Consider the following 17274-nt stretch of genomic DNA (forward strand, 5'->3'; position numbering starts at 1 on the left):
TAATTATTGTTTGTTGACGTTTTTGTTTGTTTAGTTTTCAAAGAGCAATCTTATGTTCCTTCATCAGAAGCAACTCTATTAATATATCATATCGTTATTTTAAAGTCAATAACTTTTTTAAAATGTTTGTTATTAACTTCGTTTCAACGACTGCTTGAATATAATATCACTTTAGACAGTTCTGAGTCAACACTAAATTTCAATTTCTTTTCATTTTTCTTAAGAACAATATCTGAAACACTTAGTACAGATAAATAAACATTCAACCCACTTATCAGGACATCTCCTTCCGTCATTTCCAATCTCATTCCTATTTGCATCACTAACACTATATATAATAGAAAGAAGCCGACTTCCTAAGAGCCGGCTTCTTTCTTCATCTTATTTCGTAATCTTCACAATACCTTCTTGTTTCATATTAACTTGACCCGACTTCTCAATTACCACTTTTTCACCTTCAGCTAAGTTAGTGAAAACAACTGGAGTAATGGTTGAAGTTGCATGTTCTTTAATATAGTTAATATCAAACTTTAGAAGTGGTTGTCCTTGCTCAATAATTTCGTTTTCTGAAACCAATGTTTCGAAACCTTGGCCTTTTAAATTAACCGTGTCAATACCCACATGGATTAGGATCTCGCGACCAGTATCTGAAAGGATTCCAATCGCATGTTTAGTTGGGAACAAGTTAACAATCTTCCCGTTAACAGGAGATACTACCATTCCTTCTGAAGGAACAATCGCAAAACCATCACCCATCATTTTACCCGCAAACACCTGATCTGGCACTTCTGTAATAGGTTTGATTTCCCCTTTAAGAGGTGCAGCAAACACTTCATTTTCACGCGCAGCCTGCATAACATCAGTTGCTGCTGTCGTTTGCTGCGCTTGCTGTTGTTCAGGTGCAGCCGCACGAGGGCGTTTTCCTGACATGATATCTTTCATTTGACCTTTAATTGTTTCAGATCGTGGACCAAAGATCGCTTGAATATTATTACCTACTTCAAGCACTCCTGCAGCACCAAGACGTTTTAATTCATCTTTATTAACATTTTTAATGTCTTTTACCGATACACGAAGTCGTGTGATACAAGCATCTAGATTTGCGATATTATCTCTACCGCCCATAGCATCTAAGATATTAGAAGCTAAATCTCCGCCTGCAGCCTTTCCAGTTTCTTGACTTTCCTCTTCCTCTAGTTCACGTCCCGGAGTCTTAAGGTCAAACTTACGAATCGCAAAACGGAAACCAAAGTAGTAAATTACAGCAAAAACCAAACCTACCGGAATAACAAGCCACGCATGTGTCTGCGGGTTAATTAAACCAAATAGAATATAGTCAATTAAACCACCAGAGAACGTCATCCCGATTTTTACATCTAATAAATGCATCACCATAAACGATAATCCAGCAAAAACAGCATGGATACCAAACAATATTGGTGCTACGAAAAGGAATGAGAATTCAATCGGTTCAGTAATACCTGTTAAGAAAGATGTTAAACCAGCAGAAGCCATTAGCCCACCAACAAATGCTTTCTTCTCAGGTTTCGCTTCATGATATATGGCTAACGCTGCAGCCGGCAGACCAAACATCATGAATGGGAATTTACCAGTCATAAATGTACCAGCAGTAAGGTTTTTAACGTGGTCTGAAATTTGAGCCATAAAGATACGCTGGTCACCATGTACAACCTGACCCGCTTTTGTAGTATAAGTTCCGAATTCATACCAGAACGGTGAATAGAAAATATGATGTAATCCAAACGGAATTAATGAACGCTCAATAACCCCAAAAATAAATGCAGAAAGAGTTAAGTTTGCATTCACCATGTTAGTCGAGAATGCATTTAATCCTGACTGGATTGGCGGCCAGATAACTAGCATGATCAAACCAAGAATAATAGCTGTAGCAGCTGTGATAATCGGAACAAAACGTTTTCCTGCAAAGAACCCTAAATAGGATGGAAGTTCAATTTCAAAAAACTTATTGTACATCGAAGCGGCAATGATACCAACAATAATACCACCGAATACTCCAGTTTGAAGAGTCGGGATACCTAGGACACTAACATAACTTGTTCCATTAATATCCTTTGCATCAATACCTAAAACAGTACCCATCGTTACATTCATAATTAAGTAACCGATGATAGCCGCCAGTCCAGCTGTTCCTTCTCCTCCAGCTAATCCAACAGCAACACCCACCGCAAATAACAGCGGCAAGTTACCAAAAACAATATCGCCTGCATTCTTCATAACAGACGCAACCATTGCAACCCCGCTATTATCTAACCAAGGTGCTAGGTTTAATAATGCCGGATTGACCAATGCGGCACCCAACGCAAGCAAGATCCCAGCAGCAGGTAAAAGAGCAACCGGAAGCATCAGTGCCTTACCGACTTTTTGTAACGTACCAAAAGCGCTTTTCATTTAAATGACCTCCTGAATTTTTTTAGCTCATAAAGCGGTTACACACGAGATATAAAAACAACAAAAAAGGCATGAGTAAAAGTACTATTGATTCAGAGTTTAGGTATAGACTACCCCAAAAACTCCATTTCAATTAATACTTTTCACTCATGCCTGATCGAATCAGTAACACGTAAAAAATAATAAGTGCTATTTAAATTTGTTCTGAAGTCTTTGCAGATGCATAGTTAGATAAACCGCTTCCGCATCAAAGACTTTCATTTTTAATGTTTGCTGCATCACTTTAATGAGCTTCCATGAGAGATTATAACACACCGGATATTCAACTTTCAATAGGTTTGCAATTTTTTCTGGCTCTTCTACCTTTTCAGCCTTTATTACGCGTTCAATTGCAAAACGGAGATGACGGACAAGCCTCATGTAATCAATACTTTCTTTGTCAATTTCAATATCAAATTGTTCCTCTACCATCGAAACCAATCGGCTGACAAGCTGGGAGTGTTGATTAACATCGGATAAATTTTTATTCGTAATTGCACTATGGATGTGCAATGCTATAAACCCTATTTCACCTACCGGAAGATGAATCCCTGTTTTTTCGCTAATGTGTTCTACCACCATTGAAGCGATTTCATATTCATGCCGATACAGCGCTTTTGTTTCAACTAAAAATGGATTCCTCATTTCCATTCCTTTTGACGCTCTCGTTAGAGCAAACATTAGGTGGTCGGTGAGAGCCACATGTATATGTTCATTTAAGTCTGCATGTGTACGTTGTTTGATTAGGTCAATCGCAGAAATAATGACATCTAAATAATCCAAATCAATAAACGGGAGCAACTTAATGTAATTTTCTTGTTCCTTTTCATCCTTCAAAACAAAAAGCTTTTCTACTGATTCTGTTTCTATATAGTCCCCATGTTTACGATTAAACCCTATGCCTTTCCCAATTAAAACAACTTCTTTAAAGGAAGGGTGTTCAGCAATTAATACATTGTTATTTAATACTTTATCGATTAATAAGTTTGCCAAACTTTCACCCCCGTTTCTCCTACATATACCTTTAATATTTTCATGTTATAAGAGGTTAAACCGGAAGTCAACGACAATGTTCGACAGTTATTAGACAATTTTTAGGAAAATGTTCAATTTCGCACTGAAAATAAAATAAAAGAGAACTGCACATGACAGTTCCCTTTTACAAAAGCTTTTATTTTAGGAATATAAAATATAACACGAAAATCACAAAGAATACGTACATCATTGGGTGAATCTCTTTTGTGCGTCCTTTTACGATCATTGTAATCGGGTAGAAAATAAAGCCGACTGCAATCCCGGTTGCAATACTGTAGGATAGTGGCATTGCAATCATGGTTAAGAAAGCTGGAACTGCAATTTCAAATTTAGTCCAATCAATTTTTCCTAATGACGATACCATTAACACCCCGACAATAATTAAAGCCGGTGCTGTTACAGGCGCTGTAACAACAGATAATAATGGAAAGAAAAAGAGCGATAAGATAAATAGTGCTGCAGTTACGAGAGAAGCAAACCCGGTTCTTGCTCCCGCAGCAACCCCTGCTGATGACTCAATGTAAGAAGTTGTAGTTGAAGTACCAAGTACAGCACCAACAGTTGTTGCAATTGAATCAGAAATAAGAGCACGGCCAGCACGAGGAAGTTTATTATCTTTCATAATTCCCGCTTGGTTTGCTACAGCCACTAATGTTCCAGCATTATCAAAGAAATCAACAAACAAGAAAGTCAAAATAATTCCGAGCATTGATGTTGTATAAAAAGAACTGTCACTAAAAGAAGAGAAGGCAGCACCAAATGTTGGTGATAAGCTCGGTACAGTATCAACTACTTGATGCGGCATTTTAATTAAATGGAAGATTATTCCTACAATAACAGTAATTACCATTCCAAAAAATACAGCTCCATTGATGCCTCTAGTCATCATAATAACCGTTATGACAATACCGAAAATAGCGAGCAACGTATTTCCTGCTGTCAGATCACCTAACCCAACAAGAGTAGCGTCGTTGTTTACAATAATTCCTGCGTTTTGTAAACCGATAAACGTAATAAACAATCCAATTCCAGCTCCTACTGCATGTTTTAAATCAACTGGAATGGCGTTAATAATTTTTTCACGAAGTCCTGTAAGTGTTAGTAAAAGAAAGAAGATACCAGAAATAAGAACCGCACCTAATGCATGCTGCCATGGAATACCACTTCCTAAAACAACTGTATAAGCAAAGAAAGCATTTAATCCCATACCTGGTGCTAAAGCGAGCGGATACTTTCCAAGCAGCCCCATTACAATGGAACCAAGAGCTGATGCTAGTGCTGTAGCCACAAATACTGCACCGTAGTCCATTCTTAATGCATCCGGAAAATCTTTAATGGAAGCAAGTGATAATGTTAACGGGTTTACGACTAATATATAAGCCATTGCTAAAAAGGTGGTTAAACCGCCAATAAATTCACGGCGATAATTGGTGCCATTTTTTTCAAACTCAAAATACTTATGCATTTCTTTTCCTCCTATACACTCTTTTCTTTATTATGCAAAAATAAACTCCGGTATATTCTACCGGAGCTGACTATAGGCTCGTGCAATAATAATAGAGGAAAAGAAAGCCTCTTTATTAAACACTGCCTCGTAGTCAAGCCATTTACGGTGGCTCGGTAGAAACTTCTGGGCCATATTCCCAAGATTATACGATGCAATTATTTTATTTCCCTGATTCCGTTTTTTATTGTAACAGGTAGGACAAAAGTTGTAAACAAAAAATACGAACGATGATATAAAAAATTTTTTTATCGTTCGTATTTTTGTTTAATTATTCCAAGCTTCATCACCATTCCTCATAAATCGACATTTTCATTGTGATTTACGCTGTCCAATTGCAGCCCCGTGTCAAAAAAATAAGACGAGCAGCTCGGCTCGTCTTATTTTAAGGCTATTTAAGCTTTTTTAGTCTATTCCCATTCAATCGTTGCAGGCGGCTTGCTGGTGATATCATAAACTACCCGGTTCACGTGTGATACCTCATTTACAATTCTGGTTGAGATGACTTCTAATACATCCCATGGTATTCTTGCCCAGTCTGAAGTCATTCCATCAATCGATGTAACCGCGCGGATTCCGATGGTATAATCATATGTCCGTGCATCCCCCATCACACCGACACTGCGGATATCTGGCAGCACAGTGAAGTATTGCCAAATTTCGCGGTCAAGTCCCGCCTTTTTAATTTCTTCACGTAAAATCCAATCCGATTCACGGACAATTTCAAGCTTGTCATCCGAAATGGCACCTAAAACACGAATACCTAGCCCTGGACCAGGGAATGGCTGACGCCAAACAATATCATCAGGAATGCCAAGTTCCGTTCCTAGAGCACGAACCTCATCCTTAAATAACGTATTAAGTGGCTCAATCAATGTAAATTGCATGTCTTCTGGAAGCCCGCCTACATTATGGTGTGACTTAATCGTTTGTGCAGTAGCTGTTCCACTTTCAATAATGTCTGTGTATAAGGTTCCTTGTGCTAAAAACTCAATTCCCTCAAGCTTAGCCGCTTCATCATCAAACACATAAATAAATTCATTACCGATAATTTTACGTTTTTTCTCAGGATCTGAAACACCCTCTAATTTAGAAAGGAAACGCTCCTTTGCATCCACTTTAATGACATTCATATGGAAGCCTTCTGAGAAAGTTTTCATGACACTTTCCGCTTCATTTTTTCGAAGTAAACCATGGTCAACAAAAATACATGTTAATTGGTCGCCGATTGCTTTATGAATTAATACGGCTACTACAGAAGAGTCCACGCCGCCGCTTAGCGCACAAAGTACTTTCTTGTTACCAACAGTTTCACGAATTTTTGCCATTTCCATTTCAATAAAGTTTTCCATGGACCAATTAGCATTGCACTCACAAACTTTGAAGACAAAGTTCTTGAGTAGTTCATTTCCATAAACAGAATGACGTACTTCCGGATGGAATTGAACGGCATAAAGTTTGCGATTCTCATCACTCATTGCCGATATTGGACAAGACGGGCTTGTTCCATTAACTGTGAACCCTCCAGGTGCTTCCACAACAAGATCCCCATGGCTCATCCAAACAGTCTGTTCAGCTGGAAGCTCAGCAAATAAAGCAGATGGCTTTTCAACAACCATGGTTGCCTTACCATACTCACGATGCTGTGCTTTTTCCACTTTCCCGTTAAAATGAACGGTCATTAACTGCATGCCGTAGCAGATTCCTAAAATCGGCAAGCCCATTTCAAAAATCTCTTCATCACAGCGGAAAGAATTTTCATCATAGACACTGTTTGGACCGCCTGAAAAAATAATCCCCTTCGGATTCATTTTACGAATTTCTTCTGCAGTAATCGTATGCGGATGTAGTTCACTATACACACCAAATTCACGGATGCGGCGGGTAATCAGCTGATTATATTGGCTCCCAAAGTCTAACACAACAATTAAATCTTGTTTCTCTGTCAAAACGGACACCCCTCAATTTTCTAATAATAGTATTAGCTTATACAATAAAGTGAAAAAATAAAAAAAACTAGAATTCTCTCCCCAAACATAAACAGGAAGGCAGAATTCTAGTTATCTCGCAAAATAACGCTTATAGAAAAATTCCGCCTTCATAGTCAGGCCATTTACGGCGACCCGGTAGAGACTCTCGAACCCTATTTTCGAGGATATATGAAGGTAGTACATACCCTATTGAATTAAAACTTATTGTAACAATAGGTCGTTTTTGCGGTCAAGCGATTGTCTTTTTAATTAAATTTTCCCACAATTCATGCGTTTCTTTCCAAGTTCCTTTTGGAAGGCTCTGATGATAGAGATATTGTTCATACCGGGCAGTTAAACGGGTCATTTCTCTCGTTGAAAAAAAGGTATCGATATAACGAGCATAACTCCTGAGAGTTTGATTTTCCTTTCGTTTTAGTCCATAACGCTCTAGTTGAATTAATAAAATCAGATATGCTGAACCTATATTTTCATCCTTCTTTTTAAATTTATAAAAGAGCAAAATTCCATATGGAGCCCATCTTCCACGGATAAGGTAAACGATGATAGTCAATCCGGCTAAAAGAAGCGTAACTAAGAGAAACCGCCCCCAGTGGCCCTTCACTGAATTCCAGAATGTTATCATTACGCCAGATTGCGCTGATTTTTTTTCAGTCTTTACCGTATCCTTTTCTGCCTTCTGAGGTCTTTTCACTGAAGGCGGTACCATCGGCTGCCCACCTACCGCAGTGTCTCCTTCTAAATCATCATTTATATTCATTTCATTCGAAAAGCCTATTGTCGGCTCAAATGGTATCCAGCCCAGATTTGGCAAGAAAACTTCCACCCATGAGTGGGCATTATTATTGGTTACTTCATAAAATTGCTTAGAAGTGCTCTCATCACTATAGGATTGAAATTCTCCGCCCGTATACCCCTTTACCCAGCGAGTAGGAATACCTATTGTTCTAAGTAAAACTGCCATAGATGTGGAGAAGTTGTCACAGTAGCCCCGTTTTGTTTCGAACAAGAATTGATCGACATAGTCATCCTTCTCCCCAGGAATCGCCACATTTTTTTGATCATAGATAAATCCATTATTGTCGAAATAGTCTTCAACGGCCTTTGCCTTGTCATACCAGTTTATCTTTCCCTTTGTAATCTCCTCTGCCAGTTCTTTTATCCGTGGCGGCAAATTCATTGGCAGCATGGTATATTTCTCATAATAAGCTCTGTTCATTTCGGCAGGAAACGCCGTTGTCTTGACCAATTCAGAAGCCTTATATTTAGGTCGTTCAAACTCAACTGTAAAAACTTGAGGGACTACAGGTTGTTGCTCTCTTGTAATAAAACTAATTTTCTCGTTATTCCCATCCACCAAAAACTGATTTGTATTTTGGCTAGAAGGCTGTATAGTTAGAATCTTAGTTAAACCTGCTGGATACATGACATAATTAAATTTATAGCTGCCGTTTAATATCACGCGCGCCGTTTCCTTAATTCTTTCCACTTCGGAAGGAATCGAATAAATAGGGACAAGATCGCCTTTTCTAAAAGAGGTAAAGGTTGATCCTGAGGAAATCCACCCCTTCCCCGTATACATATCCTTCGTTTCCATCTTCCAATAGTTCTCTCCATTGCCCTCATAGGCAAAAACAGCTTGGTTATCACCAACAAATGGACCGCCCAAGGCTCTATCATCCGTACTATATCCAATCCGATGCGGACCTGCCTTCGGACTGGAGGTACCAGCCTTGTCGTTTTTGGCCGTTAAATAAGGCACTGGGTCTGGCCAGATTGGGGCAGCTTTTGGGGCAGCCATTCCCACCAGAACACTAAGAACAATCATGACAGACAGTGGAATCATCCATTTTCGAATGGACTCTGCATCATAATAGACTTTTTCCTTTTGGATGATTCGGTAAAAGGTCAGTATCCCCATGACCGCAAATCCCGCCACAACGGTTCGAACAATAGCGGTTTTGGCACTGTAGGTTGTAAAAGTATCCAATACAGTAATATAGATTAATGTCATAAAGAAAAAGATAAAGATTCGCTTCTGTCTTAAAAGCCAATAGTTAATTAAGTACACCATCAACCCTAACAAGATAAAAAACAAAAGGGTTCGAAATTCATTTGATAGATCATTCCATTGCCTGCTTAATAGTAAACCGACATTATCTGCGCATTCCGTTATGAAGGATGACAACCAGTTAAAGTTAAAAAATCCTTCCTCATAGTGAAGGTGATTGATGGCAAATAAGATATACAAAACCATCAACAGCAATCGCCAAACAGCTTTGATTTTAAAAAAGGAGGCTGCAAAGGATACAATTAAAAAAGCAATAAAAATTCCAATATTACTTGTATCTGTTAATTGTTTTATTGGGCGAAGCCATTCCCATAATAAGAAAAAACTGAACAAATACAAAAGAAACGATGGAATATCCCTTTTCATAACCGTAAACTCACCTCCGAAAAGGCTGCCCTATGATTACCCTCATTGATCAGGACGATTCGAATTCCACGAGCATTGGCAATTGCCATTAAAGAACGCTCATTTTCGGTTGGAGATTCTTTTGGACCCTTAATTAGAAAAAGGGCTATTGAACCTTTCCTTTGCCCTAAAAAGCTCGCCTTATCTATCAGTGGTTTCGTCAGCTGGGCAGTAACCAGCATAAAGGAAATGGTTTGTTGAATAAACAATCCCTCTGTTTCTATGACCTTTTCGAACGGCCTTAAACTTTTAGCTTCAATTTTTGCAAGATGATAAAAAAGCTGCCTAAGCTGTGGCTCCCCGCCGCTAATGGGAAAGTACGCCCGGTCGTTACTACAGGTTAATAATCCCGTCTGAGCCCCCTTCTTTAAAACGGCCCGAACAAGCGAAGCTGTAAAGGATACGACCGTTTCAAAGCGCTTATCGGGTATACAGTCCATTAAAACAAATACATCATGCGATTGGCGCTGCTCAAATTCCTTGGTCATAATTTCATTCCGCTTTGCTGATGCCTTCCAATTAATCCAAGAGAACCGGTCTCCTGGCTGATATTCTCTAACCCCTATGGCCATGGAGGTATCGCGCTGGACACGCTCTCTTGACGCGGTTAGTCCCTGGTCATATTGATTTTCAAATGGCTGGTAGAGCAGCTCAGAGTATGCGGGATAAACAATGATTCTCCCTTCTGCCGCAAAAGTCTTTTCCTTTTCAAATAATCCTAGCGGGTCACCAATCTTAAGTGTAAAGGAATGAAAAAAGTGTTCCCCCCGCGGCAAGTCATGGATAAGATATTCAAAGGAAAATTCTTTTCTCACCCCTGGCAGAATAAGCACTTTTGCTTTTTTTCGTTGTTGGGCTAATTTTAATGGTTCATCTAAGTTGTCTTCGATAAGCAGAAAAAATAAAGGAAAAACATTTGAGCGTTTCACTTTTACCGTCACTTGTAGGACTTCCCCGGCATTAAAATCAATTTTGGGTAAAATCCTTGATACTTCTAGTTCATTTAAGGAATAAAAGGATAAGGCCATGCAATAAATAGCAAATGGCAAAAAGCTATAAAACAAAAACCAACTGACAAATCCTCCTTGGAACATGGCATATGAAAACGTTAAGAGAATTAATATAAGTAAGAGAATGAATTTCCAAACCTTTTTTACCAGAAGCCATCTTTTTTCCATCATTATTTCACAAGCCTTTTTACCGGTACGGGTACTCTCGCAACTACCCGGTTGACAATATCTTCAGCTGATGTCCCTTCAAACCTGGCCTCAGATTTCAAAATAATCCGGTGTGATAAAACAAATGATGCCAAATATTGAATATCATCCGGCAAGACATATTCCCGGCCATACATAAACGCATAGGCCTGAGCTGCTTTCATTAAAGCAATCGAACCCCTTGGACTGGCCCCCAGATAGACGCTGCCATGCCCCCTTGTCCGGTTGACAATATCGACGATGTAACGCTTTATGGTATCATCGACAAAAACATCTTTTATTTTATTCTGCAAAGCAAGCAGTCCTTCGATATCAATCACTGGTGTAAGTTGTTCAATCGGTGCTACCTTTTCGGCGCGATTAAGTACTTCGATTTCCTCTTGTATATCCGGGTATCCCATTTTCATTTTTAGAAGAAAGCGATCGAGCTGTGCTTCCGGAAGGGGATATGTCCCCTCATATTCAATTGGATTTTGCGTAGCCATAACAAAGAATGGCCTGCTCAATTTATGGGTCACACCATCAATAGTGACACTTGATTCTTCCATCCCTTCAAGGAGTGCGGATTGTGTTTTCGGTGAAGTTCGATTAATTTCATCAGCAAGGATTATATTTCCCATAAGGGGGCCTGGCCGAAATTGAAATTCCATTTCCTTTGGATTATAAATGGACACCCCAGTTACGTCAGACGGCAAGAGGTCTGGTGTAAATTGGATTCTCCGAAAGTTGGCGCTTACCGACTTCGCAAGAGCACGCACCATCATCGTTTTCCCTACACCTGGTACGTCTTCTAATAAAACATGTCCTCCAGCAAGCAGTGCCACAAGACTTAACTCTGCGACATTTCTTTTGCCAATCATTACCTTTTCAATGTTTTCTATTATTCTTTCAATCGTTGGATTCTTTTCATCATGTGACAAGGTCATACCTCCTTGCGTTTTAACCAATTTATGTCATTCAATTAAATATTCTCTTTTTTCCGGAAAACTCCTGTAAAGAAGTAATATATCCTTAAAAAGGATATGTACTTACTGAAAACAAAAAGACCTCTCCAATAAGGAGAGATCTAATTTTTATTGAAAGGAAATTAAGGTTAACCTTTGTCCCCTTTTCCCTTCAAGTATAAGATTTACTATTTTCCCTTGAGATTTAAATAATTCATTGATTAAGCTGCCTGTTGCTTTAGCCGTATTAGTACGGCCATCACTGGTGATAAAAAGAAAAGTTCCTTCATTGTCGACCGCACCTATTTGGCCTGTTACCTTGATTTGATTTGGATTTGATGGGGCAGAAGGGATATTTATTTTTTGTCCAATTTTCAACTTAGTTGGCTCCACAGCTGGGTTCAACTTTTGAATAGCTGCTGTTGTAATATCTAGTGCTTTGGCGATTTTTGTAAAAGTATCACCTTTTTTTACTACATACACAGTGGTTGAATCCGTTTTAGTTTTTTCTTTACTCGTTAGATAAGTTTCACTGACGTATGCCGTTCTCCCATTAATTTTTATCTTTGCCCATCCATTGATATTTGCAGTCACCAACACTCGATCGTTCAGCTTTAACGAACCTAATACTGCGCTGCTAGTCGAGGATGCTTCTCTTACTCGTAATGACGTTGCTGTGACATACATAGTTTTAGCTTGCGATTCAATGATAGGTGAATCTTCTTTCTCTGTGTTTGTTAAATAATCTGCACTTACGTAACAAAGCCGTCCCTTAATCAAAATCCCGGCCCATCCGTTTTCTACAAATGATACTTTTACAACATCGCCTTTTTTATATTTATTAATAATACTGCTTTTAGTGGTCGCTTGAGACCGGACGTTAAGTGTCGAAGCAGTTACGATTCTGTCTTGAACCTTTGGCAGTAAAATCTTCTTACCCTCAATAGAAGCAAGGCCATTAGCATCCAGTATCTCTTGAACGGTAACTCCGTGTTTAGCTGCAACTTCCTCTATGTTTTCGCCATTTTTTACTTGGTAAGTGTATTCCTGAATATAGGCTGCTGCATTCGCCGTATTTACGTATAATCCAAGTACTACTGTAAAAATACCAGTAACAATTAATTTTTTGATTGGATTATTTTGAATCCATTCGTGCACTTGATTCACATATGTATGAAAATTTGCCCTTATATCTTTTAGTAATCCTTTAACATCCAATACATGACGTATATCAAAGAGAGTGACGTTTTTATAATATTCTCGTTTTTCCATTCTTGAAGTAAAAACCGGAACAGGTTTTATCTGTTTGTGTTTGCCGTATGTTTCTTTTCTACTTAATGTAAGTTCCCCCGTTGTATAGATCTCTTTTTTCATAATTAAACTTTTCTCCTATTCTCTCTATAAAGTTTAAGTTTTTTGCACCACTAATTTCCTCTATATGAACTATCTACCTATTAGTAAAGTTCGATAGTGCTCTAAATTTTCTGTCCATAATTCGTGCTTTTTCTACATATTCTTTAAATCATGCTCACTTTATAAAAAGACTCTGTTAAATTTGGGGGTTGATTTCCGCTCCAGGCGCTCGCTTTCCGCGGGCATGCCGGGGAGCCTCCTCGGCGCAATAGCGCCTGCGGGGTCTCCCCAGCCCCGTACTCCCGCAGGAGTCGAGCGCCTTCCGCTCCAATCTACAGAGTATAAAAAACAACAATATCGTTTAATAGAGCCTATAAAAAAAGAGGATGAATCCTCTTTGCGAATTCATCCTCTATATTTCAGGTATAAGGTAAACAATTAAAGGTTTGATGCATGAAAAGTATCTCCGCCTTCAATGGTGCCGGTTTGAAATCCTTTATTAAACCAGCGTTTTCTTTGCTCAGAGGTCCCATGTGTAAAACTCTCGGGAACAACATAGCCCTGGGCTTTTTTCTGGATATTGTCATCACCAACCGCCTTTGCTGCATTTAACGCCTCTTCAAGGTCACCCTTTTCGAGATAGCCCTTCCCTTGTGCATAGTGAGCCCATACACCAGCCAAATAGTCAGCCTGCAATTCATACCGGACGGAGTACTCATTTGTCCGTCTTTCGGCTGCTGAGGCCTGATCTCCTGAATGCAGAAGCGTCTGAACATGGTGGCCTACCTCATGGGCAATGACGTACGCCATGGCAAAATCTCCTGGTGCTTGGAATTTGTCTTTCAGCTCCTGATAAAAGCTTAAATCAATATAAAGTTTGTGGTCACCTGGACAATAAAACGGTCCCACTGCGGCACTTTGAGATCCACAGGCAGATTGGACACTATTGGTGTATAAAACGAGCTTAGGATTTTCGTATGTGAGCCCTCTTTTTTTAAATTCTTCAGACCATATATCCTCTGTATCAGCCAAAACCACAGAAACAAAATCCGCCTGTTCCTTTTCCTTCGCTGTCTCTTGGTATGGAGTATTGGTGCCAGAATCATTATTTGATGTTATGTTGTTCATTATATCTCCAGGATTTCCCCCAAGGAGTGTAAAGAGGAGCACGATGATAATACTGCCTATACCTCCTCCTATGATTGTTTTTCCTCCCATGCCCCGGCGGTCTTCAACGTTAGAGCTTTCCCGTCTTCCCTTCCAGTTCATAATTTTACCTCCCTAAAAAATAAATGCAGGTTACAAATTACTATGTCTATAGTGTTATACCCATTGCAAGGAGATAAAACCTGATTATAAATTGGAAATCGGTATGTTTAAACTAAGCGTATAATTGGTATTTTAAGTGAAAATTAAAGAAAGGCTATTTATTAAGAATTTAATAGATGATCGTTCTTGTCCTGTAAAGAGTCTGCCATTCATCTTTAAATACCTTAACATCTTGAAGAGTAGCGGGAAAGGCTATAAACTTTTCAATTAATTCTGTTCCGACCGTAGCTCCTTTTGCCCCAGATAGGCAAACATCGTGTACTTGTTGAACATTTTTAAAACTGGCCGCTAAAATCTCAGTTGGTAATTGATACGTATTAAATAGTTTATTAATTTCTGATACAACTTTTACACCATTGCCAGTTAAATTATCAATCCGGTTTACATATGGTGCTACATATTTTGCACCAGCAACCGCAGCAATTAAAGCTTGAAAAGAAGTATAGATTGTCGTTGCAAGTGTAGGTATTTTTTCAGAATCAAGCAGTCTAATTGCCTTGATTCCTTCTTCTGTTACTGGAATTTTAACGACGACATTTCCTGCTAACTTGCCATTAATAAATTTTGCTTCTTCTATCATTTCTTCAGCGGAATCACCAATTAATTGAACAAACAACTCCTTTTCATGACCAATCACTTGTCTTATCTCTTTTAGCAGTTCTATGAAAGGGCGATTTTCCCTGACAATAATAGATGGATTAGTGGTCACACCCGAGATTGGATAGTATTCATTTATACGAGAGATTTGTTTTACGTCCGCTGAATCAATATATAACTTCACTAGTCATCCTCCTTAATAAGAAAGACTTAACCTTAGTAGATTAAGCCAACCTCTATTTGCTAAAGAATTAAATTTGGTTATTCACTTACAATCTTTATGCCAGACCCTACTTCGATGGCTGGTACCTCTTTATCCTCTAAATATAGAGTTCCCGGTAATTCCGGAATAGTTGAGCCATCGAAGCGCAAGGTAATATGTCCTAAAGTAGAAAGATTTCGTTGAACAACATCCCCTACAGAGGTGATTTTGAACTTTTCATTGTTAATGTACAGTGTTTGTCCTACTTGGATATCTTCTTCAACATTAACAACTTCAATGTTATAGCAAAAGTCCTTCAAGTCCTGTGGTGCTCCATCGCCAAATAAAATCAGCATTTTTTCCTCTAGAAAAGTATTTGCCATAGCCCCAATACTTTTTACTTCATTTTCATAAATTGTTTTCATATTCTCACGGCATTGGCAACCGAAATTGCCGAGCCCTAAACCTCCAATTCTTCTTAGTTAGTCTAGATAAGAGTGTATAAATGCAGTATACTTCAATTTTTTCACAGAAAACTAATTGACACTTTTTTTCACTAATTATTCATATAAACCAAAACTTGCTAACCAAGCGACAAGTACCCTTGGGACCCCTATTAAGAATCGAGAATAGAGAACAGAAGGCACTCCAACCTCTACTGTTTCAGGTTCAGCTTCAGCAAGACCCAGACCTACTGGAATAAAATCGCAGGCATTTTGCGTATTTATTGCAAATAATGCAGGCAGCGCTAGATTTGGTGAGATATTTCCCTTCCCAATTTCCACCCCAATCAATGTACCAATAACCTGTGCGATAACTGCACCTGGACCAAGTAATGGAGATAAGAATGGTAAAGAACAAATGAAACCGATTAAAAGTAGTCCCCAGATATTACCTGCAAGCGGTGACATCATTTTCGCAAATACATTACCGATTCCAGAGCCTTGGATGATTCCAATTAGCAAGGATACAAAGGCCATAAAGGGAATAATCGTGTTGATCATCGTTTGGACTGCATCACGACCTGCTTGATAAAAAGTGTTAATAACCTTACCGGCACCAAGTCCAAATTTCGTTATGATACTTTTATTCTTTTTAGCTGCCAACGTTTGAGAGATCTTTTTATCCGTGCTATATTTATATTCTCTTTCCGGCTCAGGTAATTTTTCCGCTGCAGCAGCTACTTGTATCTCTGCCCCATCAAGTAGTTGAATCTGATCAACATCAACAGCAGATACATAAATATCTTCCGTAATAAATTTAGCTAAAGGACCACTTTTACCTGTAGGCATAATATTAACAGTTGGAATACGTTTTTGTGGATAGATTCCACAGCGTAATGTACCGCCACAGTCAATGATAGCCAGCACAATCTGTTCATCAGGAACCGACGTTTGAAACCCATTTACAGCCTCCGCTCCAGTTAGTTCCACAATTTTATCTACAATTGCCGGCTTAGCCCCGCCGCCTGTAATATAAACAATTTTATTTTTAGCTGTAGTAGGAGTAATTGTTAACGGTCCTCCAAAACCACCGCTTCCTTTTACAATTTTAATTGAACGATACTCAGTCATCTTGAACCCTCCCTACATCCTAGTGATGTAACTTCACTTCTGTTTTTAATTTAATGCCTTGCTGTTTTTCAACCAATTTTGTTGTAAAGTCTGTAATCCAGCCTGCAAAGAAGTTCATAACCAAACCTACAAGCAGATAACGGACTGCCAACTCCGCTGTACTGAAGCCAAGCTTTTCAATCCCTGCTGCGATACCTAGGAAGATAAACAATTCTCCAGGGTTGATATGCGGGAATAATCCATTGCTTGTATGACAGAAATAAGCACCTGAAGCATAATAGCTCGGTTTATATTTTTCTGGTAAAAACCGTCCTAATGATAATGCCATTGGATTCCCTAACATGAACGACCCAATAAATGGGAGCACTAAATATCTTAATAGCGGGTTTTTGCTGGAAGCCATCGCAAGCCTGTTAATCCGTTTTTCTCCAATTAACTGAATCAACGTATTCATCGCAACCATTAATAATAAAACAACCGGTACGATTCCCTTCATCCATGAAATAAACGTGTGTGCACCCGTTTGAAATAACTTCATAAAGCCCTCGGCAAATACTACAATATAATCCATTAACGATCACCT

General features: G+C 38.8%; 13 protein-coding genes and 2 riboswitches. All 13 genes read right to left on the reverse strand.

Translation table 11 applies throughout. From position 1 onward, the window contains the following. Positions 1-381: 381 nt before the first annotated feature. On the reverse strand, positions 382-2430 hold the full coding sequence (gene ptsG, locus CVD27_RS02285; protein WP_101646285.1) for a glucose-specific PTS transporter subunit IIBC: 2049 nt from the start codon (positions 2428-2430) through the stop codon (positions 382-384). 189 nt (positions 2431-2619) lie between these two features. Then, positions 2620-3462, reverse strand: a complete 843-nt coding sequence (gene glcT / locus CVD27_RS02290; RefSeq protein ID WP_101646286.1) for a glucose PTS transporter transcription antiterminator GlcT — start codon at positions 3460-3462, stop codon at positions 2620-2622. A gap of 178 nt (positions 3463-3640) precedes the next feature. Beyond that, positions 3641-4969, reverse strand: a complete 1329-nt coding sequence (locus CVD27_RS02295) for an NCS2 family permease (protein ID WP_101646287.1) — start codon at positions 4967-4969, stop codon at positions 3641-3643. 110 nt (positions 4970-5079) lie between these two features. Further along, a riboswitch (purine riboswitch) is annotated at positions 5080-5181 on the reverse strand. A 237-nt stretch (positions 5182-5418) separates the two neighbouring features. After that, a complete protein-coding gene (gene guaA / locus CVD27_RS02300; protein WP_142384066.1) occupies positions 5419-6957 on the reverse strand; it encodes a glutamine-hydrolyzing GMP synthase in 1539 nt (512 codons plus the stop codon). Between the two features lie 132 nt (positions 6958-7089). Beyond that, positions 7090-7191, reverse strand: a riboswitch (purine riboswitch). A 37-nt stretch (positions 7192-7228) separates the two neighbouring features. Further along, positions 7229-9436: a DUF4129 domain-containing transglutaminase family protein gene (locus CVD27_RS02305; protein ID WP_101646289.1), complete on the reverse strand. Its 2208-nt coding sequence runs from the start codon at positions 9434-9436 to the stop codon at positions 7229-7231. Next, positions 9433-10653 carry a DUF58 domain-containing protein gene (locus tag CVD27_RS02310; RefSeq protein ID WP_101646347.1) on the reverse strand — a complete coding sequence of 407 codons (1221 nt, stop codon included), beginning with the start codon at positions 10651-10653 and terminating at the stop codon, positions 9433-9435. The genes CVD27_RS02305 and CVD27_RS02310 overlap by 4 nt, the downstream gene beginning before the upstream one ends. A gap of 2 nt (positions 10654-10655) precedes the next feature. Further along, entirely contained in the window at positions 10656-11612 is a 957-nt protein-coding gene (locus tag CVD27_RS02315) for an AAA family ATPase (RefSeq protein WP_257984234.1), read from the reverse strand. Positions 11613-11765: 153 nt separating this feature from the next. After that, on the reverse strand, positions 11766-13010 hold the full coding sequence (locus tag CVD27_RS02320) for a LysM peptidoglycan-binding domain-containing protein (protein ID WP_101646291.1): 1245 nt from the start codon (positions 13008-13010) through the stop codon (positions 11766-11768). A 417-nt stretch (positions 13011-13427) separates the two neighbouring features. Beyond that, on the reverse strand, positions 13428-14258 hold the full coding sequence (ypfJ, locus tag CVD27_RS02330; RefSeq protein WP_101646292.1) for a KPN_02809 family neutral zinc metallopeptidase: 831 nt from the start codon (positions 14256-14258) through the stop codon (positions 13428-13430). Positions 14259-14427: 169 nt separating this feature from the next. Further along, positions 14428-15099, reverse strand: coding sequence for a transaldolase family protein (locus CVD27_RS02335; protein ID WP_101646293.1), 672 nt, complete (start codon positions 15097-15099; stop codon positions 14428-14430). Positions 15100-15176: 77 nt separating this feature from the next. After that, positions 15177-15542 carry a PTS glucitol/sorbitol transporter subunit IIA gene (locus CVD27_RS02340; protein ID WP_101646294.1) on the reverse strand — a complete coding sequence of 122 codons (366 nt, stop codon included), beginning with the start codon at positions 15540-15542 and terminating at the stop codon, positions 15177-15179. A gap of 135 nt (positions 15543-15677) precedes the next feature. Next, the gene (gene srlE, locus CVD27_RS02345) at positions 15678-16691 is read right to left on the reverse strand and encodes a PTS glucitol/sorbitol transporter subunit IIB (RefSeq protein WP_101646295.1); all 1014 of its coding nucleotides are present in this window, start codon (positions 16689-16691) and stop codon (positions 15678-15680) included. Between the two features lie 19 nt (positions 16692-16710). Then, positions 16711-17262 (reverse strand): PTS glucitol/sorbitol transporter subunit IIC, encoded by a 552-nt coding sequence (gene srlA / locus CVD27_RS02350; RefSeq protein WP_101646296.1) that lies wholly within the window; start codon positions 17260-17262, stop codon positions 16711-16713. Positions 17263-17274 lie beyond the last annotated feature (12 nt).

Source organism: Neobacillus cucumis (genome assembly GCF_002860255.1).
In the GTDB taxonomy this organism is placed as follows: domain Bacteria; phylum Bacillota; class Bacilli; order Bacillales; family Cytobacillaceae; genus Neobacillus; species Neobacillus cucumis_A.

What these genes read in the sequence shown, in the direction of transcription:
- ptsG (WP_101646285.1), bottom strand. Translation starts at nt 2,430, where the DNA reads ATGAAAAGCGCTTTTGGTACGTTACAAAAAGTCGGTAAGGCACTGATG.
- CVD27_RS02295 (WP_101646287.1), bottom strand. Translation starts at nt 4,969, where the DNA reads ATGCATAAGTATTTTGAGTTTGAAAAAAATGGCACCAATTATCGCCGT.
- CVD27_RS02305 (WP_101646289.1), bottom strand. Translation starts at nt 9,436, where the DNA reads ATGAAAAGGGATATTCCATCGTTTCTTTTGTATTTGTTCAGTTTTTTC.
- CVD27_RS02310 (WP_101646347.1), bottom strand. Translation starts at nt 10,653, where the DNA reads ATGGAAAAAAGATGGCTTCTGGTAAAAAAGGTTTGGAAATTCATTCTC.
- CVD27_RS02320 (WP_101646291.1), bottom strand. Translation starts at nt 13,010, where the DNA reads ATGAAAAAAGAGATCTATACAACGGGGGAACTTACATTAAGTAGAAAA.
- ypfJ (WP_101646292.1), bottom strand. Translation starts at nt 14,258, where the DNA reads ATGAACTGGAAGGGAAGACGGGAAAGCTCTAACGTTGAAGACCGCCGG.
- CVD27_RS02340 (WP_101646294.1), bottom strand. Translation starts at nt 15,542, where the DNA reads ATGAAAACAATTTATGAAAATGAAGTAAAAAGTATTGGGGCTATGGCA.
- srlE (WP_101646295.1), bottom strand. Translation starts at nt 16,691, where the DNA reads ATGACTGAGTATCGTTCAATTAAAATTGTAAAAGGAAGCGGTGGTTTT.
- srlA (WP_101646296.1), bottom strand. Translation starts at nt 17,262, where the DNA reads ATGGATTATATTGTAGTATTTGCCGAGGGCTTTATGAAGTTATTTCAA.